This is a genomic window from Rhodococcus sp. NPDC059234 (assembly GCF_042754225.1).
GTDB lineage: Bacteria > Actinomycetota > Actinomycetes > Mycobacteriales > Mycobacteriaceae > Rhodococcus_G.
Genome location: NZ_JBHZAH010000023.1, coordinates 25,553 through 42,022 on the forward strand (window position 1 = coordinate 25,553; position 16,470 = coordinate 42,022).

General features: G+C 69.6%; 17 protein-coding genes. 2 read left to right on the forward strand and 15 right to left on the reverse strand.

The features are described 5' to 3' along the window. Positions 1-27: 27 nt before the first annotated feature. The 8 genes from ACFXGJ_RS07680 to ACFXGJ_RS07715 form a co-directional block, all read right to left on the reverse strand. Positions 28-1,206, reverse strand: a complete 1,179-nt coding sequence (locus ACFXGJ_RS07680; protein WP_378617753.1) for a 4-hydroxybenzoate 3-monooxygenase — start codon at positions 1,204-1,206, stop codon at positions 28-30. Positions 1,207-1,272: 66 nt separating this feature from the next. Further along, positions 1,273-2,040 carry an IclR family transcriptional regulator gene (locus ACFXGJ_RS07685; RefSeq protein WP_378617754.1) on the reverse strand — a complete coding sequence of 256 codons (768 nt, stop codon included), beginning with the start codon at positions 2,038-2,040 and terminating at the stop codon, positions 1,273-1,275. Positions 2,041-2,179: 139 nt separating this feature from the next. Beyond that, positions 2,180-3,661, reverse strand: a complete 1,482-nt coding sequence (gene ahcY / locus ACFXGJ_RS07690) for an adenosylhomocysteinase (protein WP_378617755.1) — start codon at positions 3,659-3,661, stop codon at positions 2,180-2,182. 34 nt (positions 3,662-3,695) lie between these two features. After that, positions 3,696-4,352, reverse strand: coding sequence for a TetR family transcriptional regulator (locus ACFXGJ_RS07695; protein ID WP_378617756.1), 657 nt, complete (start codon positions 4,350-4,352; stop codon positions 3,696-3,698). Positions 4,353-4,368: 16 nt separating this feature from the next. Then, positions 4,369-5,559: an NAD(P)/FAD-dependent oxidoreductase gene (locus tag ACFXGJ_RS07700; protein WP_378617757.1), complete on the reverse strand. Its 1,191-nt coding sequence runs from the start codon at positions 5,557-5,559 to the stop codon at positions 4,369-4,371. Next, the gene (locus tag ACFXGJ_RS07705) at positions 5,556-5,729 is read right to left on the reverse strand and encodes a rubredoxin (protein ID WP_378617758.1); all 174 of its coding nucleotides are present in this window, start codon (positions 5,727-5,729) and stop codon (positions 5,556-5,558) included. The genes ACFXGJ_RS07700 and ACFXGJ_RS07705 overlap by 4 nt, the downstream gene beginning before the upstream one ends. After that, a complete protein-coding gene (locus ACFXGJ_RS07710) occupies positions 5,729-5,893 on the reverse strand; it encodes a rubredoxin (protein ID WP_378617759.1) in 165 nt (54 codons plus the stop codon). Before ACFXGJ_RS07710 ends, ACFXGJ_RS07705 begins: the two co-directional genes overlap by 1 nt. A gap of 2 nt (positions 5,894-5,895) precedes the next feature. Further along, positions 5,896-7,107: an alkane 1-monooxygenase gene (locus ACFXGJ_RS07715; protein ID WP_378617784.1), complete on the reverse strand. Its 1,212-nt coding sequence runs from the start codon at positions 7,105-7,107 to the stop codon at positions 5,896-5,898. Positions 7,108-7,303: 196 nt separating this feature from the next. Between ACFXGJ_RS07715 and ACFXGJ_RS07720 the strand changes: the two genes are divergently transcribed. Beyond that, entirely contained in the window at positions 7,304-8,320 is a 1,017-nt protein-coding gene (locus ACFXGJ_RS07720; protein WP_378617760.1) for an ABC transporter substrate-binding protein, read from the forward strand. Here the strand turns inward: ACFXGJ_RS07720 and ACFXGJ_RS07725 are convergent. The 6 genes from ACFXGJ_RS07725 to ACFXGJ_RS07750 all read right to left on the reverse strand — a co-directional run bounded on the left by ACFXGJ_RS07725 (position 8,298) and on the right by ACFXGJ_RS07750 (position 15,479). Then, a complete protein-coding gene (locus ACFXGJ_RS07725; protein WP_378617761.1) occupies positions 8,298-9,563 on the reverse strand; it encodes an MFS transporter in 1,266 nt (421 codons plus the stop codon). The two genes, ACFXGJ_RS07720 and ACFXGJ_RS07725, sit on opposite strands and share 23 nt — an antisense overlap. Positions 9,564-9,598: 35 nt before the next feature. Then, a complete protein-coding gene (locus tag ACFXGJ_RS07730) occupies positions 9,599-11,131 on the reverse strand; it encodes an amino acid permease (protein ID WP_378617762.1) in 1,533 nt (510 codons plus the stop codon). A gap of 114 nt (positions 11,132-11,245) precedes the next feature. Beyond that, entirely contained in the window at positions 11,246-12,478 is a 1,233-nt protein-coding gene (gene manA / locus ACFXGJ_RS07735; protein ID WP_378617763.1) for a mannose-6-phosphate isomerase, class I, read from the reverse strand. Then, a complete protein-coding gene (locus ACFXGJ_RS07740; protein WP_378617764.1) occupies positions 12,478-13,599 on the reverse strand; it encodes a tobH protein in 1,122 nt (373 codons plus the stop codon). Before ACFXGJ_RS07740 ends, manA begins: the two co-directional genes overlap by 1 nt. Before the next feature lie 43 nt (positions 13,600-13,642). Next, the gene (locus ACFXGJ_RS07745; RefSeq protein ID WP_378617765.1) at positions 13,643-15,010 is read right to left on the reverse strand and encodes a phosphomannomutase/phosphoglucomutase; all 1,368 of its coding nucleotides are present in this window, start codon (positions 15,008-15,010) and stop codon (positions 13,643-13,645) included. Positions 15,011-15,101: 91 nt separating this feature from the next. After that, positions 15,102-15,479, reverse strand: coding sequence for a DUF3499 domain-containing protein (locus ACFXGJ_RS07750; protein ID WP_378617766.1), 378 nt, complete (start codon positions 15,477-15,479; stop codon positions 15,102-15,104). A gap of 81 nt (positions 15,480-15,560) precedes the next feature. Here ACFXGJ_RS07750 and ACFXGJ_RS07755 point away from each other — a divergent pair, with 81 nt between their 5' ends. Then, positions 15,561-16,055, forward strand: a complete 495-nt coding sequence (locus ACFXGJ_RS07755) for a metallopeptidase family protein (protein WP_378617767.1) — start codon at positions 15,561-15,563, stop codon at positions 16,053-16,055. 67 nt (positions 16,056-16,122) lie between these two features. Here the strand turns inward: ACFXGJ_RS07755 and ACFXGJ_RS07760 are convergent, their stop codons facing one another. Beyond that, the gene (locus tag ACFXGJ_RS07760) at positions 16,123-16,356 is read right to left on the reverse strand and encodes a WhiB family transcriptional regulator (protein WP_378422660.1); all 234 of its coding nucleotides are present in this window, start codon (positions 16,354-16,356) and stop codon (positions 16,123-16,125) included. Positions 16,357-16,470 lie beyond the last annotated feature (114 nt).

Sequence of the window (16,470 nt, forward strand, 5' to 3'; positions counted from 1 at the left end):
TGGCCCGGCACTCCGGCGGACGGTCGGTCAGAACAACGGGGTGCCGACGTAGTTCTCGGCAAGCAGGGTCCGGCCGGCGACCGAGCGGGTGACGACGTCCAGTTCCGCGAGCTGACGCCGGTGGTCGAATCCGCCCGCCCCGGGCATCCGGTGCAGCATCGACGTCATCCACCACGAGAAGTGCTGTGCGCGCCACACTCTCGGCAACGCGGTGGCCGAGTACGCGTCCAGCTGGTCCTTCTCCCCGGTGGCGAAGTAGCGCGCCATCGCCTTGGCGAGCACGTAGACGTCGGCGACGGCGAGGTTCAGACCCTTCGCCCCCGTCGGCGGCACGGTGTGCGCGGCGTCGCCCGCGAGGAAGAGCCGGCCGTACTGCATCGGCTCGCACACGAAGCTGCGGAACCCGAGCACGGTCTTCGAGAAGATCCGGCCGTCCTTGATCTGCGCGCCCTCCCCGTCGACGCGGGTGTGCAGCTCGCTCCAGATCCGGTCGTCGGACCAGTCGTCGACGGTGTCCGTCGGATCGACCTGCAGGTAGTGTCGCTGCACGGTGTCCGTGCGGGTGCTGATCAGCGCGAATCCGTTCTCGTGGTTGGCGTAGATCAGCTCGTCCGAGGACGGCGGCGCCTCGGCGAGGATGCCGAACCAGGCGAACGGGTACTGCTTGGCGTGGTCGGTGCGGACGGTGGTCTCGGGAACGAGGCCGCGGGTCGTGGTCCTGGACCCGTCCGCGCCGAGCACCAGCTCGCAGTGCAGCGTCTCCTCGGCACCGGAGGCATCGGTGAAGCGGATCAGCGGTGCGTCACCGGTGACACCCTCGACGGCGGTCACGGTCGAGCCGAAGCGGATGTCGCCGCCGTCGGCGAGGCGCCGTTCGATCAGGTCGACGAGAACCTCGTGCTGCGGGTACACAGTGACCGCGCGGCCACCGGTCAGCGCATCGAAGTCGATCCGGTGCCCGACCCCACCGAATCGGAGTTCGATTCCCTTGTGCTGGTGACCTTCTCGCTTGACCCGGTCGCCGACACCGGTCTCGACGAGCAGGTCCACGGTGTTCTGTTCGAGCACCCCGGCGCGGATGGTGCCCTCGACGTCCGCGCGGCTACGGGACTCGAGCACCACCGACTCGATGCCGCGTAGGTGCAGCAGATGCGAGAGCATCAGTCCCGCCGGACCGGCTCCGACGATGCCAACCTGTGTGCGCATACCTACACTCCTTGCAGATTCAACCAAATTGAGCGAACGCCGCACCCGGTGCGGCCGGACGATTTCCTAGAGCGCGAGCCCCCGCGAGATCCCGCGACACGCGGTCTGCAGCGCCGGTATCAGGGTCGCGGGGTCGTCGTCGGCGTCGACGACCACGGAGACCGCGGCGACCACCTCACCGGTGCCCCGCCGGACCGGCGACGCGATCGCGAGCGAATGCGGGTCGACGTGCCGGCGGCAGGTGACCACCCCGGTGCGCCTGATGTCGGTGAGGGTCGCACGCAACCGGTGCTCGGTGACGATCGTGTCCGACGTGAACCGCTCGAGCCCGTCGGCGAGCACGCGGTCGAGCAACGCGGGACCGGCGTGGGCGAGCAGGACCAGCCCGCCGCTCGACGCGTGCAGCGGCAGCCTGCCGCCCGCCCGGCCGACGAGCTGAATCGAGTTGTGCCCCGACAGCCGCTCGACGTAGAGCGCCTCGGCGCCGTCGAGGACGACGAGCTGGACGTTCTGGTGGGTGGCCTCGTAGAGGTCCTCGAGGTACGGGAGCGCGACCGCACGCAGTCCGTGTGCGCGGGGAGCGAGGGCGCCCAGCTCCCACAGCCGGGCACCGATCTGGAACTGACCGGACGCGTTGCGCTCGAGCGCACCCAGGTCCACGAGCTGGTGACAGAGCCGGTGCGCGGTGGGCAGCGGCACCCCGGTTCGCCTGCTCAGGTCGGACAGGCTGAGCTCGGGGCGGTCGGAGTCGAACGCCGCGAGCAGCAGAAAGGCGCGGCCGAGCACACTGCGGTCGGCAGCGGAATCGGGGGCGGCTCGGCGCTCGGCGGACATGCGTTCAGTGTGACCTGGCACATATGCCGGAGTCAGCGCTTCTTTCACTGAGTGAAAGAGAAGTTTCAAACAGGCGCCGCGCACCGTGCGCGATCTTCACCCCGACCGGGGTGAAGATCGCGCACGGGCGGCGTAGCCGCTAGTAGCGGTAGTGCTCGGGCTTGTAGGGGCCCTCGACGTCCACGCCGATGTACTCGGCCTGGTCCTTGGTCAGCTTGGTCAACGAGCCGCCGAGCGCCTCGACGTGGATCTTCGCGACCTTCTCGTCCAGGTGCTTGGGCAGCCGGTAGACCTCGTTGTCGTACTCGTCCGGCTTGGTCCACAGCTCGATCTGCGCGATGACCTGGTTCGAGAAGCTGTTGCTCATCACGAACGAGGGGTGGCCGGTGGCGTTGCCCAGGTTCAGCAGCCGGCCCTCGGACAGCACGATGATGCTGTGGCCGTCGGCGAAGGTGAACTCGTCGACCTGCGGCTTGATGTTGACGCGGGTGACGTCCGCGGCCCGCTCCAGGCCAGCCATGTCGATCTCGTTGTCGAAGTGGCCGATGTTGCCCAGGATCGCCTGGTGCTTCATCTGCTTCATGTGCTCGAAGGTGATGATGTCCTTGTTGCCGGTCGAGGTGACGACGATGTCGGCCCAGCCGATCGCCTCCTCGACCGTCTTGACCTCGAAACCGTCCATCAGCGCCTGCAGCGCGTTGATCGGGTCGATCTCGGTGACCGCGACGCGTGCACCCTGGCCGCGCAGCGCCTCCGCGCAGCCCTTGCCGACGTCGCCGTAGCCGCACACCAGCGCGGCCTTGCCGCCGATCAGCACGTCGGTGCCGCGGTTGATGCCGTCGAGCAGCGAGTGCCGGGTGCCGTACTTGTTGTCGAACTTGCTCTTGGTGACCGAGTCGTTGACGTTGATGGCCGGGAACGTCAGCTCACCGGCGGCGGCGACCTGGTACAGGCGCAGCACGCCGGTGGTGGTCTCCTCGGTGACGCCCTTGACCGACTCCGCGACGACCGTCCACTTGGACTTGTCGGCCTCGAGCGACTGGCGCAGCAGGGCCAGGAACACCTTGTACTCGTCGGAGTCGTGCTCCTCGTCGGTCGGCGGCACGACGCCGGCCTTCTCGAATTGCGCACCCTTGAGCACGAGCATGGTGGCGTCGCCACCGTCGTCGAGGATCATGTTCGCCGGCTCGTTCGGCCAGGTGAGCATCTGCTCGGCCGCCCACCAGTACTCCTCGAGGGTCTCGCCCTTCCAGGCGAAGACGGGGGTGCCCTTGGGCTCCTCCGGGGTGCCGTGCGGGCCGACGACGATCGCGGCCGCGGCGTGGTCCTGGGTGGAGAAGATGTTGCACGACGCCCAGCGGACCTCGGCACCGAGCGCGGTCAGCGTCTCGATCAGCACCGCGGTCTGGATCGTCATGTGCAGCGAGCCGGAGATGCGCGCGCCCTTGAGCGGCAGCACCTCGGCGTACTCGCGACGCAGCGCCATCAGGCCCGGCATCTCGTGCTCCGCGAGGCGAATCTCCTTGCGGCCGAACTCGGCGAGCGAAAGGTCCGCCACCTTGTAGTCGATACCGTTGCGGCTGTCCGCCACGAGCTTGTTCTCAGACACGCTGGTCGTCATCTGCCTCTCCTGGTTGGCAATATCGAAGCTAAGGCTATCGGTTCGGGCTGACGGCCGGGTGCGCGCGCTCGTCTGCCGCACCCGCGGCGGCCGGGGCGATGGCCTCGATGAACGGCACGAAGATCCTGGCCAGATCCTCGGCCACGTCCTGATCCGACTCCGGTGGCATCGAGATGTAGCTGATCGCCAGCCTGACGATTCCCCTGCCGAGCAGGCCCGCGTCCGCGGCCGAGGCCTGCACCCAGCTGCGCTCGAGCGTCTCCGCTAGCCGGGACGAGGCCCGCTCCAGGATCGGGGCGCTGTCGGTCGTGATCAGCCGGAGCAGGTCGGGCTTGGCCTCGCCGGTGAGCAGCGAGTGCACGAGCGGGTCCGCGGCGCTCTGCTGGAAGAAGGTGGTGAACGCCTGGACCAGGGCCACGTGCGGCGCATCGACGTTGGCGTAGATCGCGTCCTCGACCGCCCCGACGAAGCGGTCCGCCAGCTGCAGGGCGTAGGCCTGGGCCAGGCCCTGCCGCGACTTGAACTCGTTGTAGACCGTCTGCCTGCTCACCCCCGCGCCGGCCGCGACATCGGTCATGGTGACCTCGGACCAGTCCTTGACCGCGAGCAGGTCCCGCATGGCCCCGAGAACCGTGTCCCGCAGCAGGGTCCGGGTGGCCTGCTGGTACGGAACGCGATTCGTGGGATCCATGGTGGCGAGGGTGGCATCACGCCTGCGAGGCGTCAAACTCCCAGTCCTGCGCGATCCGGGAACGGGCCTCCCGCAGCTCCTTCGGCCGCCCGATGGCGACCGCCCCGACGAGCCGGCCGCCGCGCCGCGTCAGAGCGATGAAGTCGAACGCGTCGACGTCACCGTGCACCTCGACCGCGTCGTCCGCGCGCGGCCAGCCGGCGATCTGCAGAGTGCGGCCGTACTGCGAACTCCAGCACATCGGCACCTCGGACCACACCGGCGCGACGCTCCCGGACAGGGACGCGAGCATCGACCTGGCCGCCGCCGCGCCCTGGGCCTGCGCCGAGTTCCAGTGCTCGGTGCGGCCGCGTTCACCCCGGAACAGGCAGCGGCGGTTCGCGGCGTCGCCGGCCGCGAAGATGCCGGGGGCGGAGGTCCGGAACTGCTCGTCCACGACGATCCCGTCGTCGACGGTGAGGCCGGCCACCTCCGCCAGCCGGGTGTCGGGCACCGACCCGACCGCCAGCAGTGCGGCGCCCGCGGTCCAGGTCCGGCCGTCGTCGGCGCGGGCGAGAACCGCACCGTCGCCGTCCGAGGTGAGCCCGGCGAGTCGGACCGAGGTGTGCAGGGCGACGCCGCGTTCCCGGTGCATCCGTGCGTAGAGCTCGCCGACCGTCGGCGGCAGCACCCGGTGCAGCGGCGCCGCCGCCGATTCGAGCATCGTCACCTCCGCACCGAGCTCGCGGGCCGCCGCCGCGACCTCGGACCCGATCAGTCCGGCGCCGACCACCAGCACCCCGGTGCCGCGGTCGATCGCGGTGCGCAGCGGTGTGACGTCGGCCAGGGAGCGCAGCGAGAGGACCGCCACGCCCGCGTCGTGGTCGAGCGTGCGGGCCCTCGCGCCGGTGGCGAGCAGCAGCGCGTCGAACGGCAGCCGCTCCCCGGTGCCCAGCCGGACCGCTCGGCCCCGGGCGTCGACCTCCGCCGCGACGACGGCGGTACGGACGTCGATGTCGCGCTCGGACCAGTAGTCGGCAGCACGCAGCTGGACCTTCGCGGCGGTGCTGGTGCCGAGCAACACGTCCTTCGACACCGTGGGCCGCCGGTACGGGGGCGCGTCCTCCGCACCCAGCACCGTCACAGTTCCCGAGAATCCTTCGGCGCGCAGGGTTTCCGCGGCGGTGATGCCCGCGATCCCGGTACCGACGATGACGACGGCGTTCACGGTCGCGCGACCTCGACCATCTCGAAGTCCGCCTTGGCCGCGCCGCAGTCGGGGCAGCTCCAGTCGTCGGGGATCTCGTCCCAGCGGGTGCCGGGGGCGATGCCGTCCTCGGGCCAGCCCAGCTCCTCGTCGTACTCGAAACCGCATTGCACGCACCGGTACAGCTTCATCACGCGCTCCTCTCGAAATCGATCTTCTCCCGCACTCCGCAGTCCGGGCAGCACCAGTCGTCGGGGACCGAGTCCCACCCGGTTCCGGCCGGGAAGCCCTCGCGCGGGGCACCTTTCGACTCGTCGTAGACGTACCCACACACCGGGCACCGGTAGGCAGCCATGATCACGCCACCCCGAACCGTGCATAGATCCGTTCGCGCTTGGACGGCTGCACGTTCACGAGGGTGATGTCGCCGTCGTAGTGGTCGAGGACGCGGTGGTCCATGACCTTTCGCCAGACCGGCGGGAAGTAGGCCAGGGTGATCATGCTGGCGTAGCCGCTGGGCAGGTTCGGGGCGCCGTCCATGCTCCGCAGCGTCTGGTAGCGCCGGGTCGGGTTGGCGTGGTGGTCGCTGTGCCGCTGCAGGTGGTACAGGAAGATGTTGGTGCAGATGTGGTCGGAGTTCCAGCTGTGCACGGGGGCGCAGCGCTCGTAGCGCCCGCTCGCCGTCTTCTGCCGCAGCAGCCCGTAGTGCTCGAGGTAGTTCACGGTCTCGAGCAGCGAGAACCCGTAGACGGCCTGGATCAACAAGAACGGCAACACTTCCCAGCCGAAGCCTGCGGTCAGCGCCGCGAAGAGCACCACCGACATCAGCCAGGCGTTGATTACGTCGTTGTGGATGCTCCAGGTGCTCTTGCCGAGCCGCTCCATGCGAGCCTTCTCGAGTTTCCACGACGAGATCAGGCTGCCCCAGACGCTCCGCGGCAGGAAGGTCCAGAAGGTCTCGCCGAAACGCGCGCTGGCGGGGTCTTCCGGGGTGGACACCCGGACGTGGTGGCCGCGATTGTGCTCGATGTAGAAGTGGCCGTAGAAGGTCTGGGCGAGGGTGATCTTGGAGAGCCACCGCTCCAACTCGTCCTTCTTGTGGCCGAGTTCGTGCGCGGTGTTGATGCCGATGCCGCCCATGACACCGATGCTCAGCGCCAGCCCGATCTTCGAGGCCAGGCCGAGGCCGCCGTCGATACCGAGCCAGCTGAGGTTGTCGGCGGTCCACAGGTAGCAGGCGAAGACCAGGCTCGCGAGCTGGAACGGGATGTAGACGTAGGTGCAGTAGCGGTAGTACTTGTCGTTCTCGAGCTGCTCCATCACCTCCTCGGGCGGGTTCTGCCCGTCCGGGCCGAAGAAGATGTCCAGGATCGGGAGCAGCAGGTAGACGAGGATCGGGCCGATCCACCACCACACCGGCGAGACGGCGGTCCAGCCCAGTTCGTTGAATCCCCACACCAGGCCCGCGGCCAGGAACACCGCGGTCGGCGGAATGAGTCCCAACAGCCAGAGGTGACGCTTCTTGTCCCGCCACTGCGCGGGTGCCTGCTCCCCCGCTCCCATTCGCATGCTCACGACTACCTCCCGTTCGCCGGCCCACCACCTGTGAGGTGGACCACTGGAAACTAGACAATAGCTCGCCATATGTTGTCTGTCTATACAAATCACTCCATTTGTAAACCACCGCCCGGGTCGCCGAATCCCAAGAGGGAGTAACTAAGGTGAGGGTTACCAATCAAGTAGCGACAAGGAAGGGCGGTGCCGCGTGGCATCAGTCATGAGCAGGCGAGCCGCGATGGCACTGGGCCTGGTTGCCGCGGTCTGTACCGCGGCGGGGTGCAGCAGTTCGACCGACGATCAGCCGACCGTCGCCGCGGCATCGGCCGCCGAGCCGGGCGCCCTGCCCGTCACGCTCGACCACGCCCACGGGTCGACCACCGTGTCCAGCCCACCGGCCCGGGTCGCCGCGGTCGGGATCGGCGACGCCGACGTCCTGCTCGCCCTCGGCGTCACCCCGGTCCTCGTGCCCGCGTGGAAGGGCTCGGTGGACTCCGGAATCGGTGCGTGGGCACAGCCGAGCCTGCGCGGCGACGCCGCGCCCCCGGCACTGGCGAATGCCGTCGGCGACTTCGACATGGAATCGGTCGCGGCAACCGCCCCCGACCTGATCGTGGCCGTCAACAACGCCGTGGACGACGCCGAGTACCAGAAGCTGTCCGCCATCGCACCGACCGTGCTGCACGCCGCCGATCAGACCGACTGGATGCTGCCCTGGCAGGACGTGACGACCCGCATCGGGGCCGCGATCGGCCGGCCGCAGGCAGCGGCCGAGCAGATCGTCAAGGTCAACGACACCCTCGCGGCGGCCCGCCGCGACCACCCGCAGTACGCGACCAAGACGGCGATCCTCGTGCGGGTGATGCCCGACGGCAGCCTGCGTGCCTTCAGCCCGACCTCGGCTCGCGGCCAGATGCTCACCGACCTCGGCTTCGGCGTGCCTGCCGGGCTGAAGGATCGATTCGGGTCGGCGCTCTACACCGACGTGTCGGCGGAGAACGTGTCACTGCTCGAGGGCGACCTGCTGGTGGTCGACAACTACGACGCGGCCCGCGGGAAGCTGGGCTCGCTGCCCACCTTCACCGGACTGCAGGTGGTGCGCAGCGGTGGACTGGTCGGGCTCGATGCGGTGACCAGCGACGCGGTGTCCATGCCGAACCCGTTGACCATCCCGTTCGTGGTCGACGCACTGCTCGGCCGGATCAGCGCGACACCGGTGGGCTGATCCGCACCCGCGCGGTCCACAGCCAGAGCCAGGCCGCCGCGGCGCCGACCCCGGCGGCCACCGCCCACCAGGGCGCGGCCGCCGGGGCGGCACCCGCGTCGACGCGGTCGTAGAGTCTGCCGACCACGAGCGAGCCGAGCAGGGTCAGCAGCCCGCCGAGAGTGCTGAGCATGCCGAAGTGGGCGCCGAGGTTCCGCTCGCGGGCGAGGACGCCGACGATGTCTCGCATCGGCGGCACCATCAACATCTGGCCCAGGTGCAGCGCGGCGACCCACAGCGCGACCCCGACCAGACCTCCCCCGAGCGGGAACAGGAACGACGCGGAGATGGTCGCCATGCCCGCGACGATCGACACGCGGTGCCCGAGACGGTTTGCCAGTGCGACCACCGGCGCCTGCCCGACGATCACGAGAATGGCGGCGGCCGCGAAGAACCAGCCGAGCGCGGCCTGCGACCCGGTGACCCGCTCCAACTGCTCGGGCAGCATCAGGTACAGCTGGTTGTAGGCGAGCAACTGCACCCCGCACAGCGCCGCGAAGACCATGAAGCGCCGGTTGCGCAACACCGACCGCCACACCCCGCGCAGGCTCTTCGTGCCTGCCTCTTCGCCGTGCGAGGTCGACGCATCGCGCGGCAGCCAGCGCGCGAACATCACCCCGAGCCCCGCGAACAGGACCGCCGCGGCCACCGCGGTCCACCCGAACGGCACGCCGAGAAGCAGCGCCCCGAGCACCGGCCCGACCACCGTCCCGAGCCGGCTGCACATCTGCTCGATGCCGAACAGGTCGGTCCGCCGGATCACGCCGGACTCCTCGAGCCCCCGACCGTAGGCGGCGTTCGCGGCCTCGACCGCCGGGGCGAACAGCGCGGCGGCCAGCCCGACCAGCAGTACGCCGACGATCATCGTGGCGAGGGTCGTCGCAACGCCCAGCACGACGAAGCCGACCACCCGGATCGCGATGCCCAGCAACACCATCGGGCGAACACCGAAGCGATCCGCCAGGCCGCCGCCGACGAAGAAGAGGCCCTGCTGACTGAAAGTTCGCAGGCCGAGGACGAGGCCGATCGCCCAGCCCGCCAGGTGCAGGTCGTCGGCCAGGTGCGCCGCGAGGAACGGGACCACGAGGTAGAAGCCGATGTTGAACAGCACCATCGACACGAGGATCAGGCGCACCGGCGCCGGCAGGGTGCGCGCCGTCCGGAAGGCCTGTCCGAGGGGGCCGAGAGGGCGGGCGAGCAGCACGAGGGCTCAGCCTAGCCCCTTCCAGCGAAACGGACTTACCGCCCGAGATGCGTCGGCTCGTCCGGTCCGCCCAGCTGGTCGAGGGCCTTGGACGCGAGCCCCGGCGGCGGGCGCATCCGCTTGCCGACCAGCGAGTGCCGGTACCCGTAGCTGAAGTAGACGACGATGCCGATCGCCATCCAGACCACGAACCGGATCCAGGTCTCCACCGACAGGTTCAGCATCAGCCACGCGCAGGCCAGCACCGCGAGAATCGGCACCAACGGCACGAACGGCACCCGGAATCCGCGCGGCAGGTCGGGCCGCGTGCGACGCAGGACGACCACGCCGATGCACACGAGCACGAAGGCGAACAGCGTGCCGATGTTCACCATCTCCTCGAGGGTGCCCATCGGGAAGAAGCCGGCGAGAAGAGCGGCGACGACACCGACGATGACGGTGATCCGAACCGGGGTGCCGTGACGGCCGGTGTGCGAGAGCTGTCTCGGCATCAGCCCGTCACGCGACATCGCGAACAGGATTCGGGTCTGGCCGAGCAGCATGACCATCACGACGGTGGTCAGGCCGGCGAGCGCACCCAGGTTGATCACCCACTGCGCCCAGGTGATGCCGTGGTACTCGAACGCGGTTGCGAGCGTGGAACTGTCGGTCGCGAGGACGGTGTACTTGACCATGCCCGTGAGCACCAGCGTGACCGCGACGTAGAGCACCGTGACGATCGCGAGCGAGCCGAGGATGCCGCGCGGCAGTGCCTTCTGCGGGTTCTTCGTCTCCTCGGCTGTGGTCGCGACGACGTCGAATCCGATGAACGCGAAAAACACCAGGGACGCCGCGGCCAGCAGTCCGTACCAGCCGTAGGTGCTGCCACCGGCACCGGTGAGGAAGCTGAACAGGGACTGGTGGATGCCCTCACCGGTGCTCTTCGGCGCCGACGGCGGGATGTACGGCGAGTAGTTGTCCTTGTTGATGTAGAAGGCGCCGACCACGATCACCAGCAGCACGACCGCGACCTTGATGCCAGTGACGACCTGGGACACCCGGGACGACAGCTTCGTCCCGGTCACCAGGATCACCGTGAGCACGGCGATCAGCAGCACCGAACCCCAGTCGAAGTCCACCCCGCCGAGCGAGACGACCGTCGAACCCTCGGCGCCGATCACGTTGCCCAGGTACAGCGACCACCCCTTGGCCACCACCGACGAGGCCAGCGCGAACTCGAGCGTGAGGTCCCAGCCGATGATCCAGGCGACGAACTCGCCGAACGTCGCGTAGGAGAAGGTGTACGCGCTGCCCGCGACCGGCACCGTCGAGGCGAACTCGGCGTAACACAGGGCGGCGAGGCCGCACGCGATCGCGGCCAGGACGAACGCGAGCGAGACGGACGGCCCCGCGACGTTGCCGGCGGTGCGCGCGGTCAGCGTGAAGATGCCGGCACCGACGACGACCGCGACGCCGAAGACCGTCAGGTCCCACGCGGTGAGGTCCTTGCGGAGTTTGCTCTCGGGTTCGTCGGTGTCCGCGATCGACTGCTCCACCGATTTCGTCCGGAAGATCCCGGTGCGTGCCATCGCTGCCTCCTCGAACTGGTCCGTTCTCGAAGCCTATTGCCCCGCTACTGTGCGGGCACCCGATACACGTCGGGTTCGAGGCATTCGAGGTGGACGATCCTTGATACTTCTCGTTCAGCCGACCGCGGCACTGAACAGCTGCGCCGGCATCGAGCGGGCCGACGCCGTCACCGCGGGGTCCGCGGCAGCGATCCAGGCCGCCTCGCCGCGGGCGAGTTCCAGGGTGGCGTCGCCGCTGCGAAGGGTGACCGATCCGGCGGTGCACAACAGGATCCGCGGTCCGGCGAGTTCGAAGTTCACGCTCGCCGGCTGTGACTGCCCGCCCTCGTCCAGGTCGATGCGGGACAGCGAGAATTCCGGCGCCGGGGTGTCGTAGACCAGCACCGGCGTGCCGGGCTGTGCCGCGGGCATCCGGATCGGGCCGGTGAGCGGTTCGAAGTCGAGCACCCGCAGCAGCTCCGGGACGTCGACGTGCTTGGGCGTCAGTCCCCCGCGCAGCACGTTGTCGGAGTTGGCCATCACCTCGACCGCGAGGCCGTGCAGGTAGGCGTGCAGATTTCCCGCGTCCAGGTAGAGACCCTCACCCGGTTCCAGGGTCACCCGGTTGAGGAGCAGCGAGGCGAGCACGCCCGCGTCGCCGGGGTACGACTCGCCGAGCCCGAGGACGGTCTGTACCTCGCGGGCGTACCGTCGCTCGGTGGCCGGACCCGAGAGGTAGCGCACGCAGCCCTCGAGGATCTGCGGCAGCAACGCACCCAGCGCGGGCGGCGGGAGGGTGATCCAGGTGGTGAACAACGCTCGCAGCCCCGACGAATCCGGTTGCCCGGCAAGCAGTCCGATGTAGTTGTCCAGGGCGGGGACGTCGAGGGCGCGCAGGAGCTCCACCGTGCGGTGCGGATCGCGGAAGCCGGCGAGGGCCTCGAACCTGGTGAGGGCCACGACCAGTTCCGGCTTGTGGCTGTCGTCGCGGTAGTTGCGCTCCGGCGAGTCCAGTGGGATGCCGGCGGCCTCCTCCCGCGCGAATCCCTCCTTCGCCTGCTCGGCGCTGGGGTGCGCCTGCAGCGAGAGCGCCTCCTCCGCCGCGAGCAGCTTGAGCAGGAAGGGCAGCCGGTCGCCGAAGCCGGCCCGGGCCCGCTCGCCGAGCTGGGTCGCCGGGTCCGCGACGATCGCGTCCAGCAGGGAGACCGCCCGGTCGCCGACCACCAGCCGGGCCGGATCGGCCGGGTGGGCGCCGAGCCACAGCTCGGCCTCCGGATGGTTCGACGGGACGCGGCGTCCGCACAGCTCGGCGATCGCCGTCCGCGAACCCCAGGCGTAGGTGCGCAGTGCGCCTTGCATCAACTGCACTAGCGGCCACCGATCAACTGCAGGTAGGCGGCCGCCATCTCCAGGCGCACTGCCGTCACCGCCAGCTGCTCGACCTCGGTACGCTCCCGCCTCACCGGGCTGGTCATCTCGGCGCCCCCCATCTCGATCGAATTCTCCTCCCCCTCGGCCGCCACCAGCTCGGCGTCCCGTAGCGCCGCAATCCGGCGCGTGGTCAGCTGCCGGGAACCGGCCGTCGCGAGCACGAAGACCCGCACGGGCGCGCTCGGCGCGGGACCGTCGAGCTCCTCGTCGTGGAAGATCGGGTCGTACCCCGTTCCGGGAGCGGCTCCGCCGCCGGCCAACCGATCGGCGGCGGCCAGCACCTCGCCCAGGTCGGCCGCCGCTGCCACCACACCCGAGGTGCGCAGCAGAACTTCGGCGCCGTGCCGGGCGAGCGCCGTCGTCGACGGCGCGTCGCCGGCCAGCACCACCCGGCGGCCACGCATCCGCACCGCGAGCGACTTCGCCGGATTGTGGAACACCTCGTTGTCGGGACGGTCCCTGACCGCCTCGGCGTCCAGCTCGTCCGCCAGGTCCGCGAGATCCGGGAAGAGAACTGCGGCCCTTTCGGATTCGAGTGCCGCAAGGACCTCGAGCCCGGCCGCCAGATACCGCAGGAAACCGTTCCGGTCGGGCACGCGAACCCGTGGCGGCAACACCATCGCGCGGCCCGCACCGGCCGCGCGCAGCGGTCCCTCGTCGGGCGCCACGAGGACCACCTCCGCGCCCCGGCGCAACCCCGAGTCCGCCGCTTCGAGCAGGCGGTGATCGCCCGCGTCGTCGCCGGAGACCACCACCACGTCCAGCGGACCGAGCCAGGGCGGCACCGCGGGCAGATGCAGGATCGGGATCCCGACTCTCGGCCCCATCGTCACAGTCAGCACGGTTGCCGCGCGACCGGCCCGGCCGCCGCCGGTCACGAAGACGACGCTGCGCGGCCGCATGTTCCGGATCCGGTCGAGCGCGCCCTCGGCCACGGCCGCCGCCGTGGCGCGGACCTGGGCCCCACCCAACGCGGCGGCGCGCATCGCGCCCTCCGAGTCGGCGGCGGCGACGCCCGCGGCGTCATCGAGGTCGAGAAGGGGTGACGGAGCCGTCATGGCAGCCTTCCTTTCGCTCGAGTCCACACCACAGTGCGCCCCGCTAGGCGCGCACCACTGTCAGTATCTCAGCAACGAGGGCGTCGACCTCGTCGGCAGTGCGAGCCTCCACGTTCAGTCGCAGCAGGGGCTCGGTGTTCGACGCCCGCAGATTGAACCAGGCGCCGTCGTTCAGGTTCACCGTCACACCGTCGAGCCGGTCCACGGACTGCGATCGGCCCGCGAACGCCTCGAGCACCGCCGCGGTCCGCTCGGCCGCGTCGGCGACGGTCGAGTTGATCTCCCCCGAGGCCGCGTACCGGTCGTACTTGCTCATCAACTCCGACAGCGGGCGGTCCTGCTCTCCCAGCGCGGCGAGCACGTGCAGGGCAGCCAGCATCCCGGAGTCGGCGCCCCAGAAGTCGCGGAAGTAGTAGTGCGCCGAGTGCTCGCCGCCGAAGACGGCTCCGGTCTCGGCCATCTGCTGCTTGATGAACGAGTGGCCGACGCGGGTGCGCACCGGGGTGCCGCCGAGTTCCGTGACGAGCTCGGGAACCGCGTGGGAGGTGATCAGGTTGTGGATGATCGTCGCGCCCGGCTCCTTGGCCAGTTCACGTTCGGCGACCAGGGCGGTCACGGCCGACGGCGAGACCGGGTTGCCCAGCTCGTCGACGACGAAGCAACGGTCCGCGTCTCCGTCGAATGCCAGACCGAGGTCCGCACCGGTGCTGCGCACGTAGGCCTGCAGGTCGACGAGGTTCTTCGGATCGAGGGGGTTGGCCTCGTGGTTGGGGAACGTGCCGTCGAGCTCGAAGTAGAGCGGCTCGACGGTCAGCGGCAGGGCACCGAGCACGGCCGGCACCGTGTGCCCACCCATCCCGTTGCCCGCGTCGGCGGCCACGGTGAGCGGCCGCAGGGTCGACAGGTCCACCAGGCCGCGGAGGAAGGAGGCGTACTCGTCGAGGACGTCATGCTCGCTCACCGATCCGGCGGCGCCGTCGTACGCGGGCACGCCCTCGACGACCTCGGCGGCGATGGTGGCCAGCCCGGTGTCCTGACCGACCGGCTTGGCACCGGCCCGGCAGAGCTTGATCCCGTTGTAGCGCGCGGGATTGTGGCTGGCGGTGAACATGGCGCCGGGGCAGTCCAGCAGGCCCGAGGCGAAGTACAGCTGGTCGGTGGAGGCGAGCCCGATCAGGATCACGTCGAGGCCCTGCGCGGTCACCCCGTCGGCGAACGCGGCGGCCAGATCCGGCGACGAGGCGCGCATGTCGTGGCCGATGACGACGCGTGACGCCTGCTCCTCGCGGACCAGCCGCGCGAACGCACCGGCCACGTCCCGAACGAAGTCGGCGTCGATCTGGTCGCCGACCACGCCGCGTACGTCGTATGCCTTGATGACGGCATGGACGGATTCGGCGGTACGTGCCACTGCTTTACTCCTGCGTTCGGGGACGGTCTTGATCGGGTGCTGTATTCGGACAGCCTAGTGCCCCCGCACAGCCGGACAGCGCCCGGCGCGGTCAGCTCGTGGGGTCGGGAAGCACCCGCAGATGACCGCGACGGCCGGTCCTGGCGCTGAGCTGGCTCGGCGCCTCCTCGGAACGACCGTCCGAGGTGCTCCGCTCACCGCGGCCCGCCTCGCGGACGGCCTCGGCCAGCGCCGTCAGATCGTCCTCGTCGGGGGTGGGGCTGGAAAATCCGCCCTCGTAGCGCACCAGCTCCCAGCCCTTGGGCGCGGTGATCCGCGACGCGTGGGAATCGCACAGGTCCCAGGAATGCGGTTCGTCGACGGTTGCTAGCGGACCGACGACTGCAGTCGAGTCCGAGTAGACATACGTCAGCGTCGCAACGGCGGGGTTCTTACACCCAGGCCGGCAGCATCGACGCAGTGCTCTCACGCCTGTGAGGGTAGCCCTCCGTCTCGGCGACGCCTACTCGGACACACCGGAAGGGTATGGGTGTCGGTAGGATTGACCCTCATGCGTAGAGCCCGTCACGGTCGTCCACTGAGTTCCCGTTCGGTGGCTCGCCGAGGCCGGGGCATCCGCGGTCCGGTCCTCCCGGAGCACGTGCCCGCCTGGCGCAGTCGCGCGGAGAAGTTCGACATGCTGGTACTCGAGGCATTCGCACCGATCGACGCGCGCTGGCACGACCGCCTCCAGAAACTGGACATCGCCGTGGACGAGGTGCCGAAAATCCGTGCACTGGACCCGGATTCGGTGACGTGGCCACCGGAGGTGGTGGCCGAGGGGCCGGTGCCGCTGTCGCGACTGGTCCCGGCGGGCGTCGACCGGCACGGCACCGCGACGCGGGCCCGCCTGGTGCTGTTCCGCCGGCCGCTCGAATTGCGCGCCAAACGCCAGGACGACCTGGTGGATCTGCTCAACGAAGTGTTGGTCCGTCAAGTCGCGACCTATCTCGGGGTGGATCCCGAGGTGATCGATCCCGACCTCACCGACGACTCCGACGAGTGAAATATGTTGGTGCGGTTACCCACCGACGATGCCCGTCGGCGGGTAACCGCTGACCGTCGAACGACGTTCAGATGATGCCGCGCTTGAGGCGCCGGCGCTCCCGCTCGGAGAGGCCACCCCAAATCCCGAATCGCTCGTCGTTTGCCAGCGCATACTCGAGGCACTCGTCGCGCACCTCGCAGCCGAGGCAGATGCGCTTGGCCTCCCGCGTCGAACCACCCTTTTCCGGGAAGAACGCTTCGGGATCGGTCTGCGCGCAGAGTGCGCGCTCCTGCCACTGATCCTCGATCGATTCGAACATGTCGTCGAATCCGTTGACGACCAGACTGAGTAACGGGCGATCGGCACTCGATTCGCCCTGTGTTCGGCAGACGCCCCCCGCTGCGCCCGCCCTGGAATCGGTCTGCGGTTCGTT

Bases quoted from the DNA above. Each gene is read 5' to 3' on its own strand.
- ACFXGJ_RS07680 (WP_378617753.1), bottom strand. From the start codon at position 1,206: ATGCGCACACAGGTTGGCATCGTCGGAGCCGGTCCGGCGGGACTGATG.
- ACFXGJ_RS07685 (WP_378617754.1), bottom strand. From the start codon at position 2,040: ATGTCCGCCGAGCGCCGAGCCGCCCCCGATTCCGCTGCCGACCGCAGT.
- ahcY (WP_378617755.1), bottom strand. From the start codon at position 3,661: ATGACGACCAGCGTGTCTGAGAACAAGCTCGTGGCGGACAGCCGCAAC.
- ACFXGJ_RS07695 (WP_378617756.1), bottom strand. From the start codon at position 4,352: ATGGATCCCACGAATCGCGTTCCGTACCAGCAGGCCACCCGGACCCTG.
- ACFXGJ_RS07705 (WP_378617758.1), bottom strand. From the start codon at position 5,729: ATGAAGCTGTACCGGTGCGTGCAATGCGGTTTCGAGTACGACGAGGAG.
- ACFXGJ_RS07710 (WP_378617759.1), bottom strand. From the start codon at position 5,893: ATGGCTGCCTACCGGTGCCCGGTGTGTGGGTACGTCTACGACGAGTCG.
- ACFXGJ_RS07715 (WP_378617784.1), bottom strand. From the start codon at position 7,107: ATGCGAATGGGAGCGGGGGAGCAGGCACCCGCGCAGTGGCGGGACAAG.
- ACFXGJ_RS07730 (WP_378617762.1), bottom strand. From the start codon at position 11,131: ATGGCACGCACCGGGATCTTCCGGACGAAATCGGTGGAGCAGTCGATC.
- ACFXGJ_RS07740 (WP_378617764.1), bottom strand. From the start codon at position 13,599: ATGACGGCTCCGTCACCCCTTCTCGACCTCGATGACGCCGCGGGCGTC.
- ACFXGJ_RS07755 (WP_378617767.1), top strand. From the start codon at position 15,561: ATGCGTAGAGCCCGTCACGGTCGTCCACTGAGTTCCCGTTCGGTGGCT.
- ACFXGJ_RS07760 (WP_378422660.1), bottom strand. From the start codon at position 16,356: ATGTTCGAATCGATCGAGGATCAGTGGCAGGAGCGCGCACTCTGCGCG.